Origin of the sequence: Halodurantibacterium daqingense, from assembly GCF_042666235.1 — a bacterium.
GTDB lineage: Bacteria > Pseudomonadota > Alphaproteobacteria > Rhodobacterales > Rhodobacteraceae > Halodurantibacterium > Halodurantibacterium daqingensis.
This window is the reverse complement of record NZ_JBHTFQ010000005.1, coordinates 51,740-70,091: the sequence shown is the minus strand read 5'-3', so window position 1 is coordinate 70,091 and position 18,352 is coordinate 51,740. Positions and strand designations below refer to the sequence as shown.

Genomic DNA, 18,352 nt, shown 5'->3' with positions numbered 1-18,352 from the left:
CGGGGCCGACCGGCGGGGCCGGCCCGCGGCGGCCCTAGCGGAGCGACGCAGCCATTTTCACTGCCGCCCCTCCCTTCATGATAAGGGGCATATGCGCCCCCTGACGCGTCAGCAGGTCGAGATCCTTCAGCGGGTTGCCATCGACCGCGATGATATCGGCGTAAGCGCCGGGGGCGATGGTGCCGATCCGGCCCTCCATCCGCAGCACTTTCGCCGCATCCGCCGTGGCCGAGCGGATCACCGCATCCGCCGGAATGTAGCGGCCGCGAAGCGGGAATTCGCCCGATTGTTCGGTCTGCATCCCGCCGAGAAGGTCCGAGCCATAGCCCATGACCACGCCCGCCTCGTGCATCTTTTCCAGCCGTTCCAGCCCCGCCTCGCGCACATCGGCGATCTTGGCGACCGATTCAGGCGGCAGGCCGAATTCGGCGCCAGATTTTGCCAGAATGTCATAGGTGATGTTGGTGGGCACCACCGGGATGCCTTCCCGCGCCACGCGGGCGATGGTGGCGTCGGAAATGAGGTTGCCGTGTTCGATGCACTCGAACCCGCAATCCAGCGCCCGCACGATGGCCTCGTCGGTATAAAGGTGCCCCGTCGCATAGGTGCCGAAGCTTCTCGCCACCTCGACCATGGCCTTGAGCTCCTCGACCGAGAAGACAAGGTAGCCTACCGGATCGGAGGGAGAGGAGACGCCACCATCGGCCATTGCCTTGACGAACTGGGCCCCGTTCTTGATTTCCTCGCGCGCAGCACGCTGAACCTCGGGGATACCGTCACAGATGCGCCCCATTGCGCCAAGGCTTTGCGCATACCAGCTCGCATCCCGGCTGTCATAGGGCCCCCGGTAATCCGTATGCCCGCCCGTCTGCGACAGCGCCTTGCCGCAGATGACGAGCCGGGGACCAGCGAAGGCCCCTTCCTCGACCGCAAGCTGCAGGCCACGATCCGCGCCGCCCAGATCGCGCACGGTGGTGAAGCCGCGCATCAGCATGTTGCGCATCAAGACGCTGCTGCGCGCCGCGATCAGCGAGGACGGCAGCGCGGCATTGAGGCCCAGGTTGGCCGTGGTCGCGATGACGTGGACGTGGCAGTCGATCAGCCCAGGCATCACCGTGAGGCCGGCAAGGTCCAGAACCTCGTCCGTATTGGCGGTGACGCCGGGGCCCACGTCGCGGATCATGCCGTTTTCGATCACGATGGTCATCGGCTCGGTTGGTTCGGTCGTGGTTCCGTCAACGATCCGGGCATGCTTCAGCAGAATTACAGTCATCTGGCCTCTCTGGGTTCCGGGCCTTGGACGGGCCGCGGCAGATTTGATGTCAGTTGGCGTGGGCCGCGGCAGGTGCGACGGCGCCCTTGTGCCAGCGGTCGAGGTAATCGAGCACATATTGCAGATCGACCACATCCACATAGCGCCGGCCAAGGTCGCGCAGGTTGTCGCGGTGGGGCTGTTCCTCAATGTCGCCCACGCAATCCTCGGGAACCAGGGTGCGATAGCGATAGCTGAAGGAATCGATCGAGGTCGCGCGGATGCAGCCGCTGGTGTTGCAGCCGGTGACGATCACCGTATCGACCCGTTCCTTGGTGAAGAAATCCGCGACATCGGTGCCGAAGAAGATCGAGGGTGCCTTCTTGCACACCGTCAGGTCATAATCGGGATCATAGATCCGGGGATCGAAGTCGATGCTGGGATGATCGCGCCGGAAGGTTTCCCGCACGGCGGTGATCTTCCAGTACGGCATTTCGCGTTCGTTCATGTAGGCGGTGTTGCAGTTCGCGACCGGCACGCCCATGGCGCGCGCGACCTTGAGCAGCCGTGCGGTATTTTCCAACGCCCGCATGACCAGCGGCGCCCCGCCAAGGGGATACTGCGCCTCGGTAAAGCCCTTTTGGAAATCCACCACCACGATTCCCGGCTTGAAGCCCGTCCCCACCGGGATCTCACCATAGCTGCGCTGCTTGTAATCATCCGTGTGGGTCATTGGCACGTCCTCCTCGAACCGGTCAGCGACAGAGTGCGCGATCCAAACAAACAGTCAAGACGGTTTTTTAGTTTGTCGCGGGCGCGCCGCGCCGGCACAGGACACGACGGCTTTTTCGGCAATCCCGTGCGGGGGGGAAGGGGCTGGGTGCCGAACGGTTGGGCAGATGGGAATCCGGGGCGCCGACGACGAACGATTTTCACGCCTCAATAAAAAGCCGGTTGACATGTTTGTAAATTTGGAGGTGCTTAAGGGCAACCGGCCACAGCGCGAAACCACCCCGTGCAAGCTGGCGCCCATCAGGGGCGGTGGGACTTCAACACGCCTTGTCCACATCAGGTACAGCAGAGAGGAAGACGGATGAACAGACTGATACCCGGGATCTTGCTGGTGGCGATTGCCGGCACGGCCTCTGCCCAGACGGCCATGGACATGGCGAACGAATACCCGCCGAACTCCATCCATGCGCAGACGGCAGATCACTTCATCCGCGCGCTGACGGACGTGTCAGAGGGCGCCATCGTGGTGACGGCACATCATGGCGGGGCGCTTGGCTACAAATCCGTCGATCATTATGACGCCGTGGGCGATGGCGCGGTTCAGATCGCAACCTCGTTCTCGGGGGCCTGGTCGGGGATCAACCCGATTTTCCTCGTGTCCTCGCTGCCGTTCCTTGCGACCGACCTCGAAGATACCCGCGAACTCTATGAGGCGACGCGCCCCTATTACGCGGCGGCGATGGAGGCGGATAACCAAGTCTTTCTTTATGCGACGCCCTGGCCGGCCTCGGGATTCTGGGGCAGAAAGCCCATCGATACCGTCGAGGCGCTGCAGGGCCTGAAGATCCGGTCGTTCGACACGCCCGGCACCACGACGCTCGTGAATGCGGGCGCGGGTCCGGTTCAGCTGTCCTGGGCCGATATCGTCCCGCAGCTGACCACGAACGGCATCGACGCGGTTCTGACCTCGGCCGATGGCGGGGCCTCGGCGCAGTTCTGGGAATACCTGTCGGACTTCACCGAGGTGAACTATGCCCTGCCGCTCCAGGTGACCCACATGAACCGCGACGCCTTCGAGGCGCTGTCCGAGGAAGACCGCGCCGCCCTGCTGGAGGCCGCCCGCCAGACCGAAACCTTCGGGTGGGATTTGCTGTCCAGCCGCGTCAGCGAGAACTACGCGACCCTTGCCCAGAACGGTGTGACCGTCACGACCGAGGTGGATCCGGCGCTGATCGCAAGCCTGCAGGCCGCGGCCGAACCGGTGGTGTCGGACTGGGCCGAGCGGGTCGGCCCCGACGCGCAGGCGCTGCTGTCCGCCTATCGCGCAGCCATCGCGGACTGATCTGATGGTGCCCGGCGTAATCCGGGCACCCGATCAGGGGAAGGGGACATGATGCGGTTCTTTCTGTCGTTTGCAGATTTCCTCGCGCGGGTGGGTGCCTGTCTGGCGGGTGCGGTTCTTGTCGGGATGGTCGGGCTTATCCTGTGGGAAATCGTCCTGCGCAGCGTCTTTCACACCTCGACCTTCGTGATGGATGAATTCGTGGGCTATGGCGTCGCCTCGGCGACCTTCCTGGCGCTTGCCCATGCCCTGGGGCAGGGGCAGATCATCCGCGTCGGCCTGCTGATCGAACGCCTGTCGCCGGATGCGCGGCGGTGGCTGGAGGGGCTTTACGCGCTTGTCGGAATGCTGACGGTGGCGGTGCTGATCCACTTCTTCTGGCTGCGGGTGGCGCGGGCATGGTCGCGCGGCTCGGTTTCCAATTCCATCGCCCAGGTCCCGATGTGGATACCCGAGGCGATCGTCATGACGGGGCTTGGTCTTTTGTGGCTGCAGCTTCTCGCGCATCTGATCCGCAACAGCCTGGGGGAGGCGCGCTGCGCACCCCCGGCCGCCCATTGACCGGGAGCACGCATTTGGACGCCCTTCTTTCCGCCGGCGCGCTTCTGGCGATGATCTTCCTGATGCTTGGCCTGGGGGTCTGGATCTTTGTCGGCCTGATCGCCGTCAGCGGTATCGGCCTTGTGCTGCTGGCGGGGATGGACCTGTCGCGCGTGGCCACGATCGCCACCGGCATCATCTATCGCTATTCCTCGGCATGGGAGCTGGCCGCCATCCCGATGTTCATCTGGATGGGAGAGATCATCTTCCGCACCGATATTTCCGACCGCATCTTCAGGGGCCTGGCGCCCTTCGTGGCTCATGTGCCGGGGCGGCTTCTGCATACCAATGTCATGGGCTGCACCCTCTTCGCCGCGGTCAGCGGATCAAGTGCCGCGACCACGGCCACCGTGGGCAAGATCACCACGACCGAGCTTGCAAGCCGCGGCTACAGCCGGTCGCTGTCGCTGGGGTCACTGGCCGGTGCGGGCAGTTTCGGGCTGTTGATCCCGCCCTCGATCATCATGATCGTTTACGGCATTCTGGCGGAAGTCTCGATCAGCCGCCTGTTTGCAGCCGGTGTCATGCCAGGATTGATGATCGCGGCCCTGTTTTCCGCCTATATCATCCTGCGCGCGCTTCTGGACCCCTCGGTCGCCCCCCACGGCGGGGAGCGCTACCGCCTGCGGGACTACGCCCATGCGCTGGTTGACCTCATGCCGATCTTTTCGTTGATGGGAATTGTCCTCGGGGCAATCTATACCGGTGTGGCCACCCCGTCCGAGGCGGCGGCGGTGGGTGTCTTCGGCGCGCTCGTTATCGCCGGAGTCCTCCGCCAGCTTTCGATCCGGCTGCTGATGGAGACGCTGCTGGGGGCGGTGCAACTCAGCGCGATGATCTGTTCGCTGCTGATCGCGGCGGCGTTCCTGTCCACGGCCATGGGGTATCTGCATATCCCGGCGGATGTGGCACGCGCCATCGGGGCGCTGGACCTGTCGCCCGCCATGCTGATCCTGACGCTGACGGCGTTCTACATCCTGCTTGGGCTGTTTCTGGACGGCGTGTCGATCATCGTGATGAGCCTGCCGATCACGCTGCCGCTGGTTGTCGCCGCTGGCATCGATCCGGTCTGGTTCGGAATCTTTCTGATCGTCACGGTCGAGCTGGGACAGGTGACGCCGCCCGTAGGCTTCAACCTGTTCGTGCTGCAAGGTATGACAAGAGAACCGGTGGGCCGCATTGCGGTCTATGCCTTCCCGTTCTTCTGCCTGATGCTGATCGGCATTGTCCTGCTTGCGGTCTTCCCCGAAATCGCCCTCTGGCTGCCCGGATATCTTTATGGCTGATCTGACCCTGTCTTCGACCACATTCTCCGCCGCGCATGCGGCGGCGGACCAACCCAATGCGGCAATTTCAGCCTTCGCGGCCGTTTGTGCGTCGCGTTTCGGGCTGAAGCTGCTGACGGTCTTTGCCTGGGATGCCGGGGATGACCTTTGCACCCGCATCTGGTCGAACCAGCCCGAGAAATACCCCGTCCCCGCGACCAAGCGCATGGGCCCGACACAATGGGGCGACACGGTTCTGCGCGAACGCAGATCATGGTGCGGCCCCACCCGCCAGGAAATCCGCGCCGCCTTCTTTGACCACGCCCTGATCGAGAGCCTTGGCTGCGGCGCCTGTCTTTCCGCGCCCGTCGTCTGGCAGGACCGGGTCATCGGCGCGGTCAGCGTGCTGGACGCCGAAGGATCCTACCGGCAGGCGGATGCGGATGATCTGGGGCACATGACCTGGGCGCTTGTTCCGGCACTGCTGGCGCACCGCCTTGAACCTGCGGGCCACCCGCTTCCTGACCGAAAGGACACCCGATGAAACTTGGCGACTTCAAGGCCCTGACGTTCGATGTCTATGGCACCCTGATCGACTGGGAAAGCGGTATGGTGGCGGGCCTCAGGCCGCTGACCGACCGGCTGCCGCAGGAGGTGTCGCGCAACGCGGTTCTGGAAACCCATGCGCGCCAGGAAAGCGCGCAGCAGGCACAGACACCGGGGCGGAAATATTCCGAGCTGCTTGCCACCGTCTATCGGCGCATTGCCGAGGAATGGGGCCCGAGCGTGACCTGGGATGACTGCCGGCGCTATGGCGAAAGCGTGGGCAACTGGCCCGCCTTTCCCGACAGCGCCGAGGCGCTGGCCTATCTGAAGCAGCACTACAAGCTGGTGGTGCTGTCAAATGTCGATAACCGCAGCTTTGCAGCCTCGAACGAACGTCTCGGGGTGGCCTTCGACGCTGTCTATACGGCCGAGGATATCGGAAGCTACAAGCCGCACGACGGCAATTTCGAATACATGCTTCGCAACCTGCGGTCGCTGGGGGTGGAGAAGGCGGATATCCTGCACACGGCGGAAAGCATGTTCCACGACCACAAACCCGCCAACCGGCATGGGCTGGCCTCGGCCTGGATCTATCGCCGGCATTCGGACGAAGGCTTTGGCGCGACGATGCATCCCGGCGAAACCCCGCGCTACGATTTCCGCTTCAACAGCATGGCCGACATGGCCGCCGCCCATCAGGCCGAGAGGCGCGGGCTTTAATCTCCGGTTCATCCGCTTGTCGCTGCGCGGGCCGAAAACGCGTAGAATGGACCCGCATCGAACGAAAAGGAGCGACATGACCCTGCAGAAGCCATCACCCGCCCCGCAGGTTACAGCGCGGCGCCGCCGAACCCAGGCAGAGCGTTCCGCGGAAATGCGCGAGAAAGCCTGCATTGCCACGCTTCAGGCTCTGACTGAAGTTGGCTATGAAAGGATTTCGACCAAGTTGATCGCAGACCGGGCCAAGGTGTCGCGTGGAGCACTGACCCACCACTTTCCGATGCGCAACGATCTTCTTGTGGCGGCCTTCGAGTATCTGGTGAACAGCTGGGAAAGGAACTGGCCGTTCACGGCGGAGCCCGCGCTGCCGCGGCTGAGCATCGAGGAGCTGATCGATGCGCTTTGGGAACGCTTGTTCTCCACCGAACATTACATGGCGGCGATGGAGTTGATGCTGGCCGCGCGGATGGACAGCGATCTTGGCCAGCGTCTGCGCGAGGTGCAGCTGCGCTGGAGCGGGATCCGCGACACAATCGCGGCAAGGATTCTGGGCGTGGCGACGGAAGACGACAAGAACCACCTGTTTCTGCAGCTCAACCTGTGCCTGCTGCGTGGGATCGCGGTTCACAAAAGCTTTGACAACGATCCGGCGGTGGACCTGAAGCTTCTTACCCTCTGGAAGGACATCGTGCGTGAACAACGTGTGATCCATCTGCCCGGAGCAGGACGTGCGGAAGACGTGCCTTCCGCATGATTCCGTCACAGTCGCCCTGCGGTCCGGCCTGAGCGGCACCGCCAGCCATCGCGCCCCACTCATGCGCGATCGCAGGCCCCTGTGTCGGCCTGATCGCCCTGCAGGCCCGGGCGAAGAGGAGAGCGCAAGCTGGCAGAGCACGCCTCTCTGCCAGCCTCATCCGCCGTGCCGCCACTTGCACCGCCGTCGGAAAGCGGTTGCCGTCATGGCACCCGCCATTCACCTTCTGCCGGAAGGGCGGCTGCACTTCCCCGGGGATCATCGCACGCACTGCGGTCACCATCCTGCGCGCGCCGGTTACCGCTGCGATGGCCCCATGATGTGCCTGGCGAACAGACGAGCATCATTGGCATGGTGCCGGTGACGCTGTGCCGCGGGCTTCAGGTATGGTTCCGGGCTGCCTTGCCAAGTCGATCTTCCTTCAGCTGCGGCCGGCGAGCATGAGGGGCCCGTCGGCGCCAGGTCGTTGAACATGTCCGACCGACGAAGTCCCGAGCCGCGGGCTGCACGCCGAAAACCTGTTGCTTGCGGAGAGACCCTGTGACCTGCCTCCCGGTCGTCCCTCGTTCATAACGAGAGTCCTTGGGGTTGATAGTGGCCGGTTTCGGGCTGGGCAAGCGCGCCGGGCGCGGAGCCCTCAGATCGCTCAAGCGCCCGGCGCGCTTCTGCTGGCGTCTTGTTGCCCAGCGAGGAATGCGGCCTGACGTTGTTGTAGTCGTATCGCCAGTTGGCGAGCTTGCGCCGGGCCTCGGCGAGGCTGTCGAAGATCTCCTCATTCAGATGGCGTAATCGGGGCTCGGTCCCCGGGATCACCGGTAGACTTCTTGCCGGTATTTGCATGACCGGGAGAATGACCATGACCAGAGCTTTGTATGCTGGACTCGATGTCTCGCTCGAGTTGACCAGCATCTGCGTCGTCGATGCCGACGGCCGAATGATCCTTGAGGCGAAGGCCGTTTCAGACCCTGCCGACATCGGGGAGGTTCTGGCCGGCATCGATGGTATCTTCGAACGAGTTGGCTTTGAGGCCGGCCCCTTGTCGCAGTGGCTCTACAATGGGCTCACGACCGCCGGTCTCCCCGCCGTCTGTATCGAGGCGAGGCATGCCAAGGCTGCAATGGTGGCCATGAACCGCAACAAGAACGACCGCAACGACGCGCGATCTCTGGCACAGCTCATCCGCTCGGGCTGGTTCAAGGCTGTCCACGTCAAGTCGACGGAGAGCCAGGAGATGCGCACGCTGCTTATGTCGCGTGAGTTCTTCGTCAACAAACTGCGCGACCACGAGAACGAGATCCGCGGTCTCTTGCGTCCGTTCGGCCTGAAGGTGGGGCGCGTCACCGCCCGGGACTTCGAGACCCGGGTGCGTGAGCTCGTCGAGGGCTATCCGAACCTCGAACTCTGCATGTCGGCGTTGCTTCGCGGGCGCGCCGAGATGCAGGCGCAACTTGCTGAACTCCACCGGGCACTGTTGCGTCTTACCGCCAATGACGAACTCTGCCGCCGGTTCATGACCATTCCTGGCGTCGGCCCGGTCACGGCGCTGGCATTCAAGGCGACGATCGATGACCCCGCGCGTTTCCGACGCTCGAGCGATGTCGGCGCGCATCTTGGTCTTACACCGCGACAATACCAGTCCGGCGAGACCGACGTAAGAGGCCGCATCAGCCGATCCGGCGATGCCTTCACGCGCTCGGCGCTCTTCACCGCGGCCCATGTGATGCTCACCCGCTCTCGCCAATGGACATCGATCCGAGCTTGGGGCTTGAGAATCGCCAAGCGGAGCAGCCTGAAGAAGGCGAAGATCGCGGTGGCCCGCAAGCTCGCCGTCGTGATGCACCGTATGTGGCGCGACGACGCCCCGTTCCACTGGGGAGCCGCTGCATGATCTGATCCCGAAGCCCATGGCGCCAGTTCACCGGGTGCTTCGGACAAGGGTCCCGTCAGGGACGGGGATGAGGCGAAGGCCGCACGAGTGCCTGGTGCTGCTTCCTGCGCGCAATCACGCAAGCCCGCCGTTTAGCATGGTCCGCCTCACCTTCGACCGCCAACATGCGGCGCACCCAAAAAACGGGCCGACCGCGGACAGAAGCATGACCCCATGACGGAACTGGAACCGATCGCACTTGACGAACACGCCCCGATTACAGAAGCAGTTCGTCGCGCAGGCTGCCATTGAATGACTCGATGTAGCCATTCTGCTGCGGCTTGCCCGGGTCGACACCGATCAGGACGCAGGCCCGGCGTTGAGAGATCGGATGATCCTTCATCGCCCGCAGCACTGCGTCCCGCCGTTGCATCGGCGTCGTCAAGGCTTTCCCAGCAGATCCTTCAGCACGACGTTATCGAGCATGACATCCGCCAGCAGCCGCTTGAGCTTCGCATTCTCCTCTTCGAGCTGCTTCAGCCGCTTGGCGTCGGACAGGTTCATCCCGCCATACTTGGCCTTGAGCTTGTAGAAGGTCGCGGGGCTCAACCCGTGCTTCCGGCACAGCCCGGAGGTCGGCAAACCGGCCTCCTGTTCCTTGATCATCCCGATAATCTGCGCCTCGGTAAAACGGCTTTTCCGCACCTCGTCTGCTCCTTCAGGTTGATCTGATCCCCGCAAACTGGACCGTTTGAAGCTGGAGTTTTCCGCTACGCTTTCCTGGCTGGGAGAGGAGCGGAATCGGATGAAGGCGAGCAATTTCTCGGACGCGCAGAAGGCGTTCATTATCAAGCAGGGCGAAGACGGAACGCCGGTTGCGGAGATCTGCCGCAAAGCGGGGATCAGCCAGGCGACCTATTTCAACTGGAAGAAAAAGTATGCCGGACTTCTGCCGACCGAGATGAAGCGTTTGAAGCAGCTCGAGGACGAGAACGCACGGCTGAAGAAGATCGTGGCGGACCTGACGCTCGACCGTGAGATGTTGCGAGGCACGTTATCCGGCGAAAGCTCTGAAGCCTGGTCGGATGCGCGAACTCGTCCGCGGGATGTGCAGCGATTGGGCGGTGTCGATCCGGCAGGCTTGTGGGGCCATCGGGTTTGACCGTTCGACGTTCCACTACCAATCCCGCCGCACCGATCAGGCTGCCGTGGCGAAGCGGATCAGGGAGATCTGCGAGACGCGGGTCCGGTATGGTTACCGGCGCCTTCACGTCCTGCTCGTCCGTGAAGGCTGGGGCATCAACATCAAGAAAGTCTATCGCAGTTACAGGAAGTTGGGCATGCAGCTCAGGCACAAGACGCCCAAGCGGCGGGTGAAGGCCAAACTGCGCGATGACCGTGCTGTCGCCGTCGGGCCGAATGATGTCTGGGCGATGGAATGAGCCGGGCCAGAAAACAGTCCGGGGGACTGTTTTCCCGGCGAATGTTCACGATCAGTTAGCGACAGGCAAGAAGCTGCGGGTTCTGACCGTGGTCGACACCTTCTCACGATACGTCCCGGTGCTCGACGTTCGCTACAGTTACCGCGAAGATGTCGTGGCGACCCCCGACCGGGTCTGCCGCACGGTGGGCTATCCCAAGACGATCCGCGTCGACCAAGGCAACGAGTTCGTCTCGCGCGACATGGACCTCTGGGCCTGCCAGCGCGGGGTGGTTCTCGACTTCTCCCGGCCTGGCAAACCGACCGACAACGCCTTCATCGAGGCGTTCAACAGTAGGTTCCGGGCTGAATGCCTGAACCAGCACTGGTTCCTGACCCTTGCGGACGCGGCCGAAAAGTTGGAGGCTTGGCGTAGATATTATAACGAGGAACGGCCACACGGCGCGATCGGCAACAAGGTCCCGATCATGCTGACGAAATCAGGGGGCGTCACCAGCCCGTCACCCTGAGCGAAGCCGGAAAACTCTGCCCTCGGGCGGTCCAACGCTGGGGATCGGATCAGTCCCGATAGCGCGCGGTCATCAGGGCGTCCCGCCAAGGCGGTGAGCTGGGCGAGATCGGCCATCACGCGCTGCGTTCATGAACCAGCGCCGGTGGTCGATGAAGCCCGCCCGGAAATCCAGGATCACCCGGATCTCCACGCCGTCCACGTCCCAGCCCGAGCGGTTCTCGACCTGCGGGCCCGAGAGACAGGCGAACTCCAGCGCGTCGATCTTGCCGGGGTCGGCGGTGACATACCAGCGTGAGGAAGAGGCCGATCCCCCGGCGCGGCAACAGGGCGGGATCGAGCGGCAACAACCCTTCGGGCCCGGCGATCCAGAGCGCGGATGTCGTGGCAGAGGAGAGCGCGATATGAGCGGGAAACAACCAGTCCAGAGCAGCTCCCAATGCCATCCAGGCTGGACATGCCAAAGACAGTCGAGCGTCCCCAGCACCACGATCAACCCACGGTCCTGCCCGCGCAGCCACGGGGCCGCCCCACCCAGCACTGCCATTGCCAGCCCCAGCACCATATCCTGTGGCGGACAGCCTGGGCCAGCATCAGCGGGTTGTAGCGACAGATGCCTTCGCCATAGGGCCTCTGACCGCCTCACCCCGGACGGATGGGACGTCCAGCGCCGTACGCGGAGAGCCTGTCCGCAGCAGGCCCGCCGGCGCGGCACCCAAGAGGAATGATCAGGCGAAGGAGAGGCAACAAGAGAGGTGATCGGTGCACGGCCTTCGGCAAGGCTCTGGTCGGGCTTTCAGGCCAGGCAATCGCGCTTTCCGATGATCGAGGTCAAATCGATGCATTGCAGAATCATGATATTCGAAGCGGTGACTTCCATTGTCACCCGATTCCCCCTTTTCCGCCGGATGGTGCCCATGCTCTCGAGACGACTCTTCCTACTCGGTGGCGGTGCTCTCGCTGCCGGAGGCGTATATATGCTCACCCGAGGCCCCGATCACGATGCCGCCACCGCTGCGCTCTGGGCGGCACGCGATCCGGGTACCTTCATGGGGCTGGTGCACCACGCTACTCTCGCCGCAAACAGCCATAATGCCCAAGCATGGCGGTTCCGGCCGACGGCCGAGGGGGTGGCGATCCTGCCCGACATGTCCCGCGCGCTGCCGGTGGCGGATGGGGATCACCACCACCTTTACGCCTCGCTCGGCTGCGCGGCCGAGAACCTGATGCTCGCGGCAGGCGCGGCCGGGCGCTCGGCGGAGCTGGGTTTCGTGCCTGATGGCGAGGGGCGGGTCGAGATCGGCCTGGCAGAGGGGGGCGGGGCCGATCCGCTGTCTGACGCAATTCTCGACCGCCAATGCACCCGGTCCGACTACGACGGCCGCGCGGTCCCGGCCACCGATCTGGCCGCGCTGGAGGCCGCCGCCCGCGTGGAGGGCGCCGAGGTGATGCTGATCACTGATCCCGCCCGGATCGCGCAGGTGCTGGAGCTGATCCTGACCGCCAATGCCGTGCAGCTCTCGGACCCGGCCTTTGCCGCCGAGCTGAAATCCTGGCTGCGCTTCAACGCCGCCGCGGCCATCGAGACAGGCGACGGGCTCTATTCCGCCGCCTCGGGCAATCCTACGCTGCCGACATTCCTTGGCCGGTTCATGTTCGACCGGTTCTTGACGGTGGGGGCCGAGAACGACCGCTATGCCCGGCAGGTTCGGTCCTCGGCGGGGCTGGCGATCATCCATTCCGACCGCGACGCCCCCGCGCATTGGGTGCAGGCCGGGCGCGCCTGTCAACGCTTCGCCCTGCAGGCCACCGCGCTGGGGATCCGGCACGCGCATCTGAACCAGCCGGTCGAAGTGGCGGCGACCCGGCCGCAACTGCAATCCCTGCTGGGGCTCGGCGAGCGGCGCCCCGACATGGTGCTGCGCTTCGGCTATGCCCCGGCGATGCCGCGGTCGCTGCGCCGCCCGGTCTCGGCCGTGATCGATGTGTGAGACCTTGCCATGAGGCGTCGCGCGCGTTGGCTGATCCTGCTTGCGCTGGCGCTTGGCGCGATCGCTGTCGGGCTGGTCTGGCAGCGCGACATGCGGGCCATCGAGGCGCAGCTGGCGGCCAGCGCGCGGGTGATCCAGACGTCCTTCGGTCCGGTCGCCTATGCGACGGGCGGTCAGGGCGTGCCGGTGCTGGTGATTCACGGCGCCGGTGGCGGGCATGATCAGGGGGCGCTCATGGCGCAAGCGTTCCTACCCGAGGGAACAGGCTGGATCGCGCCTTCGCGCTTCGGCTATCCCGGATCAGGCCTGCCCGCCGACCCTTCGACCGCCGCGCAGGCCGATGCCTTTGCCGAACTGCTCGACGGCCTTGGCATCGGTCGGGTGACGGTCATAGCCATGTCGGGCGGCGTGCCCCCGGCGCTGCAGTTCGCGCTACGCCATCCGGAACGGGTGCAGGCGCTGATCCTGCTGTCGCTTGCTCCCTACGCCCCGCTCACGGCCGCGAAGCAGGAGCTTCCGGTGCCGATCTGGCACTATGACGCGCTCTTTGCGACCGATCTGCCGCTCTGGACGGTCCTCCGCCTCTCGCCCCGCGCGCTTGCCCCGATCTTCGACGCCAGGCCCGAACTGACCGCGCATATGACCGCCACCGAGGCCGCCTTCCTTGACGCGATGATCGCGGCCTTCCTGCCGGTCACCGGGCGTCGCGCGGGGCTGGCGAACGAGGGCGCGGCCATCGACCCCGCCCACCCCATAGACCCGGGCGCGATCCGTGTCCCCGTGCTCATCGTCCACGCCCTCGACGACCGGCTTGCCCCCGTTGCCACCGCGCAGTTCACGGCTCAGGGCATTCCAGGGGCCTTGACGCTGTTATTCCCCACCGGCGGGCACCTGCTGCTGGGCCACCACGAGGAGGTCCGTCAGCAGATTGCCGCATTCCTTGTCGCCCACGTCCCTGCGGCGGCGGAGTGACCATCACCTTTCAGGACCTCAGCCCATGACCGTTCTCGAGATCACCTTGTTCGCCCTCGCAGCATTTCTGGCCGCCGCCGCCGCCCTCGGGCTGTGGGTCCATGCCCGCGACCGGCTGCAGGCGGCGCGGGTCTGGGCGGCGCTGGAGGCCGCACGTGAGGCCGAGCCGCCGCGCTACGATCCGGCCATGACAGCAGGCCTGCCCGAGGTTGCCCGGCGTTACTTTGCCCGCGCCATCGAACCCAGCACGCCCCTGCACCGTATGGTCAGGCTGGAGATGGAGGGCAGCTTCATAATGAATGGCAACTCCATGCCAATGACTGCACGCGAGATCCTCGCGCCGCCCGCGCGGGGGTTTGTCTGGCAGGCCGAGTTGGGATCGGGGCTGATGCGCGTTGGCGGCTCGGACGGCTACACCAGCGCAGCCGGGATCGAGGAAAGCTGGACCAAGTTCTGGCTGCACGGCCTGTTCCCGCTGGCGCGCATCGGCGGGACCGGCGATCACGCCCGCGCCGCCGCCACCCGCGTGATGATGGAGGCGATCTGGGCCCCCGCGTCCCTGCTGCCGCAATTCGGAGCCGAATGGGTCCAGACCGGGCCCGACAACGCCGAGATTCGCTTCGCCGAAACCCCTGGGCTGGAACCCATGCGGATCACGCTCGACGCCGAGGGTAGGCCGCTGGAGGTTGTCGCCCTGCGCTGGACCGACGCCAACCCGGAAAGGATCTACCGCCTGCAACCCTTCGGCGGCCGGTTGCTGGAGATGGGGCGGCACGGCGGTTTCCTGATCCCCACCCGCGTCGAGATGGGCAACATGTTCGGCGCCCCCGACTATGCACCCTTCTTTCTCGCCACCCTTACGCGTGCGGACTTCTGAAGCTCGGGATCCGATCGCGACCGAATATTGAAGCCCACTCACCAGAGCGACGGGCAATGCGGGTCACGTCCGTCGAGCTGGTATTATTTCCCGCTGAGGGCATGATCAGGCGGCTTTGGTGGTTATGCTGGGAATGGGGTCGATCTTCTCTCTGGCGATCTGTGCGAGGGCCTCGATGATCGCGTAGCGGCTCGAGGTCTGCCCTTCGTCGTTCTCCTCGGACAGCACGGCGCCGATCAGGCGCATGATGGAGGCCTCGTTCGGGAAGATCCCGACGACATCGGCGCGGCGCTTCACCTCCTTGTTCAGGCGCTCGATCGGATTGGTGGAATGCAGCCTGGTGCGGTGCTGGCGCGGGAAGGACAGGAAGGCCGGCAGGTTGTGCCGCTGGTGTCCATGAAGTCTGCAAGCCTGGGCCGACGCGGGCGCAGCTGTTCGGACAGCTTGCTCCAGGTTTCGCCGGCATGGGCGCGGTCCGGCTGGTCGAAGGCCTTGCGGATTGCGGCGGCGACCCCGCCGTGCTGGCCGCGGGAGACATGGGCCAGAGCGTTGCGCATCCAGCGAACCCACCTCGCTGATCCGGGCATAGCAGGCCTTCGGAAGCAGCGCGCGGCTGCTTCAGACCGTGGCGGAAATGGACAAGCGCCTGATCGACCGCTGAAACCCGCCGCCCGGAAGCCCGCGCGGCGATGGCCGCGACTGTCGGGAGCCCGCGCTTTCGCGGCGATGGCCGCCCTCCCGGTCGGTGGCGCCGCACCGGCTCCGATGGACAGACTGGCGGTTCGCCCTCCTGTCCGCGATCGCGCGGCGGACCCAGCGCTGGCGGGATCACCTGCGCCTCTTGCCGACCGACCGTTGCCGATCACCCCGTTCCGGCAGGTGAACTCGCACCCGTCCGAGCAGTGCGCCGATGAGGGCGCCATTGATGACCGGGCGGCTCCCGTTCCCCGCATCGCAACGTGCCACATTGGGTGCTGTCCAAGCGCCAATGAAGGGAGCCACCCGGGAAGGAGATTATCACAGTTGGCCTGGATCTGGCCAGGAACGTGGTCCAGGTTCATGCCGCTGATGCAGAGGGCGCTGTCGTCCTGCGCCGGCAGGTCAGGCGCGCGCAGGTGCTGCCGTTCCTCTCTCGCTTGCCTCCCTGCCTCAGGAATGGAAGCCTGCGCGGAGGCCCTTTACCGGGCAGGAGAACTGGCAAGGCTTGGCCATGAGGTGCGGCTGATCCCGCCCTCCTACCTCGAACCCTTCGTCAAGCGGGGCAGGACGGATGCGGCTGATGCGGGGGCCGTCCGCGAGGCGGTAACCCGTCCGAACATGCGCTTTGTGCCGGTCAAGAGCGAGAGGCAGCAGGCGGTGCTGATGCAGCACCGGGCAGGCGGCTTTCTTGTCCGTCAACGGACGCAGCTGGCCAATGCACTCCGCGCGCATCGGGATGAGTTCGGCATCGTGGTGCCGAAAGGGTGCCAACATGGGCCGCCTTGCTGCCGAGGCGGAGACAGCCGATCTGCCGCCCGAGACGCGGATGCCGCTTGATCTGCTTGCCGGCCAGTTCCGCGACACCAGGCAGCGCCTCGATACCATGACCGCTCGGCTCAAGGTCGATGCAGAGAAGAACGGGACCGCGTGCCCTCTCCAGACAGTGCCGGGCGTTGGACCGATCACCGCCGGCCTGCTGGTGGCAACGCTGCCTGATGTGCCGGGCTTGCGATCGGCCCGGATCTACCCGCCTTGCTGGCCTGACGCCAAAGCCGCATTCGAGTGGCGGCAAGGAGAAGCCGAGCTCCATCTCCAGGATGGGCGCCGGTTTATGCGACGCTTGCTCTACCTGGGCGCCATGGGGGAATGCATGCGTAAGCTCTCTGACCCCGGCACGGATTGGCTGGGGCCCTTGATCACGACAAGGCCGCTCAAGGGTGCTGCCATAGCCCTGGCCAATCGCATGGCACGGGCGATCTGGGCCATGCCGGGAACCGGCGAGGTTTGACGACCGGCATGACCGGACAGAAATGCGCGCCGCTGTTGCTGGCCTGAACGAGATGGCGCGGGCAGAGTGAGATGATGGCAAGCTGACGGACATGAGGCAGGGACACCCCGTGACCCCGAGCGCCACGCGCGCATGCCATCGGGAGGGACCCACACCTCGGGCAGACGTTCATCAGCGCGCGATCACCGCCGCAGATCAGACGCCGAATGCGTGGCCGCAGCCGACCAGATGCCAAAGACCACAAGCCCCGTGCCACGCAGGAGCCATCCATAAGGTTCAAGCCCAATGGCGAACGCAGGTTCGAGCGCATGACGATCACCTTGCCGTCGTGAACATGCTCGGGGCGCTCGGAGTATTTCCGCGCCAGCAGCAGGCTGGGGCCTGCATGATCCGGGTGACCCGCTTGCGATTGACCGGTTCCAGCCTTCTGATCGCAACTGGCGGTTCAGGATCGGCGTGATCCGTCGGTAGCCATAGGTCAGGCGCACCGCTACCAGCGTCGAGATCAACGCCACCAGCGCCGCGTCCGCGCTTTGTGATAGCCCCGCCGCGGCTTCGTTCTCCCGGGCAGCCGGTCGATCAGCTTCGAACGGGCCGCCCCCGGCGTTGCAGCCACCAGCGCCTGCTCCGAGGTCTTCCGGGTCTCGAGGAAGCCCGGGAAGCAGCTGCCCTGCCGCAGCTTCGGCACCCGCAGCTTCAGCCTGCCCGGACGGGTATCGAGAGCGCGCCCTGGGATACCCGTTGCGCCAGGTCGTGCGTTCGCCGCTGCGTTCATGGCGGCCAGCACCGATGATGCCTTCCACATCCCCCTCCATGATGAGACGCAGCACGGCTTCGGCAATGCCGCCCAGCAAGTTGCCTGATCGCGCGTGGCCAGAAGATCGGAGAGGTTCATGCTGGTCCTGGGGTCATCGCGGTCTCCGCAGGCTCCGTGGCCACCGCCGCCACACTCCACCTCGACCATATACCTCGATAGCCAACAGAAATCACACCGCTGCAGCGCCGAAATCACACCAACTCCTCGGACATAACGCGAAAGGCGTGGCCTGCGCACATGGTTCAGTTGAAGCGTCAGCGGCTGGCGCGCCGGGCTCGGCGGGCAGGCGCCTGGTCGCGCAGGACAGCGCAATCGGTGAGCCAGCCGAGTATCAGCGGCCCCTCCGGCAGCGTCGCCAGCCCGACCTGTTCGAGTGGCCTGTGGATCCCGATGGCCGGGCGCGCTTCAAGCTGAAACCCGTCGCGCCCCTGAATGGCTTTGCCGGCATAATGCGCATGACGCTCGGAGACGGTGATGCGGCGCTCCACATCGCCCGACTGCTCTCCCGGCGCTCTGGGAAAAGCTGCTGGCCAATGCAGGCGGGCTTGCGTTCATCGTTCTCGACGGGCGCCATGCCTAACAGAGGCGAAAATCCTGAAGATCCCGGAACCTTTGGATCGACCGAACCGTCACTTGTCCGATGCCGCTGCGGGGGCTGGCGGTGCCTGGGCGGGTTTGCTA

The 18,352-nt window shown here is 65.0% G+C and carries 15 protein-coding genes and 6 pseudogenes; 12 read left to right on the top strand and 9 right to left on the bottom strand.

Annotated elements, in window-relative coordinates; translation table 11 throughout:
• Window positions 1–34: 34 nt before the first annotated feature.
• Window positions 35–1,273, bottom strand: coding sequence for a metal-dependent hydrolase family protein (locus tag ACFQXB_RS10170; RefSeq protein WP_377403014.1), 1,239 nt, complete (start codon window positions 1,271–1,273; stop codon window positions 35–37).
• 49 nt (window positions 1,274–1,322) lie between these two features.
• Complete coding sequence (locus ACFQXB_RS10165) at window positions 1,323–1,985, bottom strand: isochorismatase family protein (protein ID WP_377403012.1); 663 nt, start codon at window positions 1,983–1,985, stop codon at window positions 1,323–1,325.
• A gap of 360 nt (window positions 1,986–2,345) precedes the next feature.
• Between ACFQXB_RS10165 and ACFQXB_RS10160 the strand changes: the two genes are divergently transcribed.
• From ACFQXB_RS10160 to ACFQXB_RS10135, 6 genes are all read left to right on the top strand, one after another.
• Complete coding sequence (locus tag ACFQXB_RS10160) at window positions 2,346–3,326, top strand: TRAP transporter substrate-binding protein (protein ID WP_377403010.1); 981 nt, start codon at window positions 2,346–2,348, stop codon at window positions 3,324–3,326.
• Window positions 3,327–3,374: 48 nt separating this feature from the next.
• Window positions 3,375–3,887 carry a TRAP transporter small permease subunit gene (locus ACFQXB_RS10155; protein WP_377403008.1) on the top strand — a complete coding sequence of 171 codons (513 nt, stop codon included), beginning with the start codon at window positions 3,375–3,377 and terminating at the stop codon, window positions 3,885–3,887.
• Window positions 3,888–3,901: 14 nt separating this feature from the next.
• On the top strand, window positions 3,902–5,212 hold the full coding sequence (locus tag ACFQXB_RS10150; protein ID WP_377403006.1) for a TRAP transporter large permease: 1,311 nt from the start codon (window positions 3,902–3,904) through the stop codon (window positions 5,210–5,212).
• Window positions 5,205–5,735 (top strand): hypothetical protein, encoded by a 531-nt coding sequence (locus ACFQXB_RS10145; protein ID WP_377403004.1) that lies wholly within the window; start codon window positions 5,205–5,207, stop codon window positions 5,733–5,735. Before ACFQXB_RS10150 ends, ACFQXB_RS10145 begins: the two co-directional genes overlap by 8 nt.
• Window positions 5,732–6,457 (top strand): haloacid dehalogenase type II, encoded by a 726-nt coding sequence (locus ACFQXB_RS10140; protein WP_377403002.1) that lies wholly within the window; start codon window positions 5,732–5,734, stop codon window positions 6,455–6,457. Before ACFQXB_RS10145 ends, ACFQXB_RS10140 begins: the two co-directional genes overlap by 4 nt.
• 76 nt (window positions 6,458–6,533) lie before the next feature.
• A complete protein-coding gene (locus tag ACFQXB_RS10135) occupies window positions 6,534–7,211 on the top strand; it encodes a TetR/AcrR family transcriptional regulator (RefSeq protein ID WP_377403000.1) in 678 nt (225 codons plus the stop codon).
• Window positions 7,212–7,778: 567 nt separating this feature from the next.
• On the opposite strand, the pseudogene ACFQXB_RS10130 reads toward ACFQXB_RS10135, so the two are convergent.
• A pseudogene (locus tag ACFQXB_RS10130) lies at window positions 7,779–7,991 on the bottom strand (integrase core domain-containing protein); the annotation flags it as partial.
• Window positions 7,992–8,067: 76 nt separating this feature from the next.
• Between ACFQXB_RS10130 and ACFQXB_RS10125 the strand changes: the two are divergent.
• On the top strand, window positions 8,068–9,099 hold the full coding sequence (locus ACFQXB_RS10125; protein WP_377402998.1) for an IS110 family transposase: 1,032 nt from the start codon (window positions 8,068–8,070) through the stop codon (window positions 9,097–9,099).
• Window positions 9,100–9,355: 256 nt separating this feature from the next.
• Here the strand turns inward: ACFQXB_RS10125 and ACFQXB_RS10120 are convergent, their stop codons facing one another.
• Complete coding sequence (locus ACFQXB_RS10120; RefSeq protein ID WP_377403632.1) at window positions 9,356–9,400, bottom strand: hypothetical protein; 45 nt, start codon at window positions 9,398–9,400, stop codon at window positions 9,356–9,358.
• Window positions 9,401–9,424: 24 nt separating this feature from the next.
• Window positions 9,425–9,783 (bottom strand): annotated as a pseudogene (locus ACFQXB_RS10115) (transposase); the annotation flags it as partial.
• 100 nt (window positions 9,784–9,883) lie between these two features.
• On the opposite strand from ACFQXB_RS10115, the pseudogene ACFQXB_RS10110 reads away from it, so the two are divergent.
• Window positions 9,884–11,028 (top strand): annotated as a pseudogene (locus ACFQXB_RS10110) (IS3 family transposase).
• A gap of 72 nt (window positions 11,029–11,100) precedes the next feature.
• Here the strand turns inward: ACFQXB_RS10110 and ACFQXB_RS10105 are convergent.
• Window positions 11,101–11,574, bottom strand: a complete 474-nt coding sequence (locus ACFQXB_RS10105; protein WP_377402996.1) for a hypothetical protein — start codon at window positions 11,572–11,574, stop codon at window positions 11,101–11,103.
• Window positions 11,575–12,004: 430 nt separating this feature from the next.
• Between ACFQXB_RS10105 and ACFQXB_RS10100 the strand changes: the two genes are divergently transcribed.
• From ACFQXB_RS10100 to ACFQXB_RS10090, 3 genes are read left to right on the top strand one after another with little or no spacing between them, the layout of a single operon-like run.
• Window positions 12,005–13,018: an Acg family FMN-binding oxidoreductase gene (locus ACFQXB_RS10100; protein WP_377402994.1), complete on the top strand. Its 1,014-nt coding sequence runs from the start codon at window positions 12,005–12,007 to the stop codon at window positions 13,016–13,018.
• A gap of 9 nt (window positions 13,019–13,027) precedes the next feature.
• Complete coding sequence (locus ACFQXB_RS10095) at window positions 13,028–13,990, top strand: alpha/beta fold hydrolase (RefSeq protein WP_377402992.1); 963 nt, start codon at window positions 13,028–13,030, stop codon at window positions 13,988–13,990.
• 25 nt (window positions 13,991–14,015) lie between these two features.
• Entirely contained in the window at window positions 14,016–14,867 is an 852-nt protein-coding gene (locus ACFQXB_RS10090) for a DUF6544 family protein (RefSeq protein ID WP_377402990.1), read from the top strand.
• Between the two features lie 105 nt (window positions 14,868–14,972).
• On the opposite strand, the pseudogene ACFQXB_RS10085 reads toward ACFQXB_RS10090, so the two are convergent.
• Window positions 14,973–15,433: pseudogene (locus ACFQXB_RS10085) on the bottom strand (transposase); the annotation flags it as partial.
• Between the two features lie 447 nt (window positions 15,434–15,880).
• Between ACFQXB_RS10085 and ACFQXB_RS10080 the strand changes: the two are divergent.
• Window positions 15,881–16,854, top strand: a pseudogene (locus tag ACFQXB_RS10080) (IS110 family transposase).
• A 292-nt stretch (window positions 16,855–17,146) separates the two neighbouring features.
• Here ACFQXB_RS10080 and ACFQXB_RS10075 read toward each other — a convergent pair.
• Window positions 17,147–17,749: pseudogene (locus ACFQXB_RS10075) on the bottom strand (transposase); the annotation flags it as partial.
• Between the two features lie 176 nt (window positions 17,750–17,925).
• A complete protein-coding gene (locus tag ACFQXB_RS10070) occupies window positions 17,926–18,159 on the bottom strand; it encodes a hypothetical protein (RefSeq protein ID WP_377402986.1) in 234 nt (77 codons plus the stop codon).
• Between the last annotated feature and the right edge of the window lie 193 nt (window positions 18,160–18,352).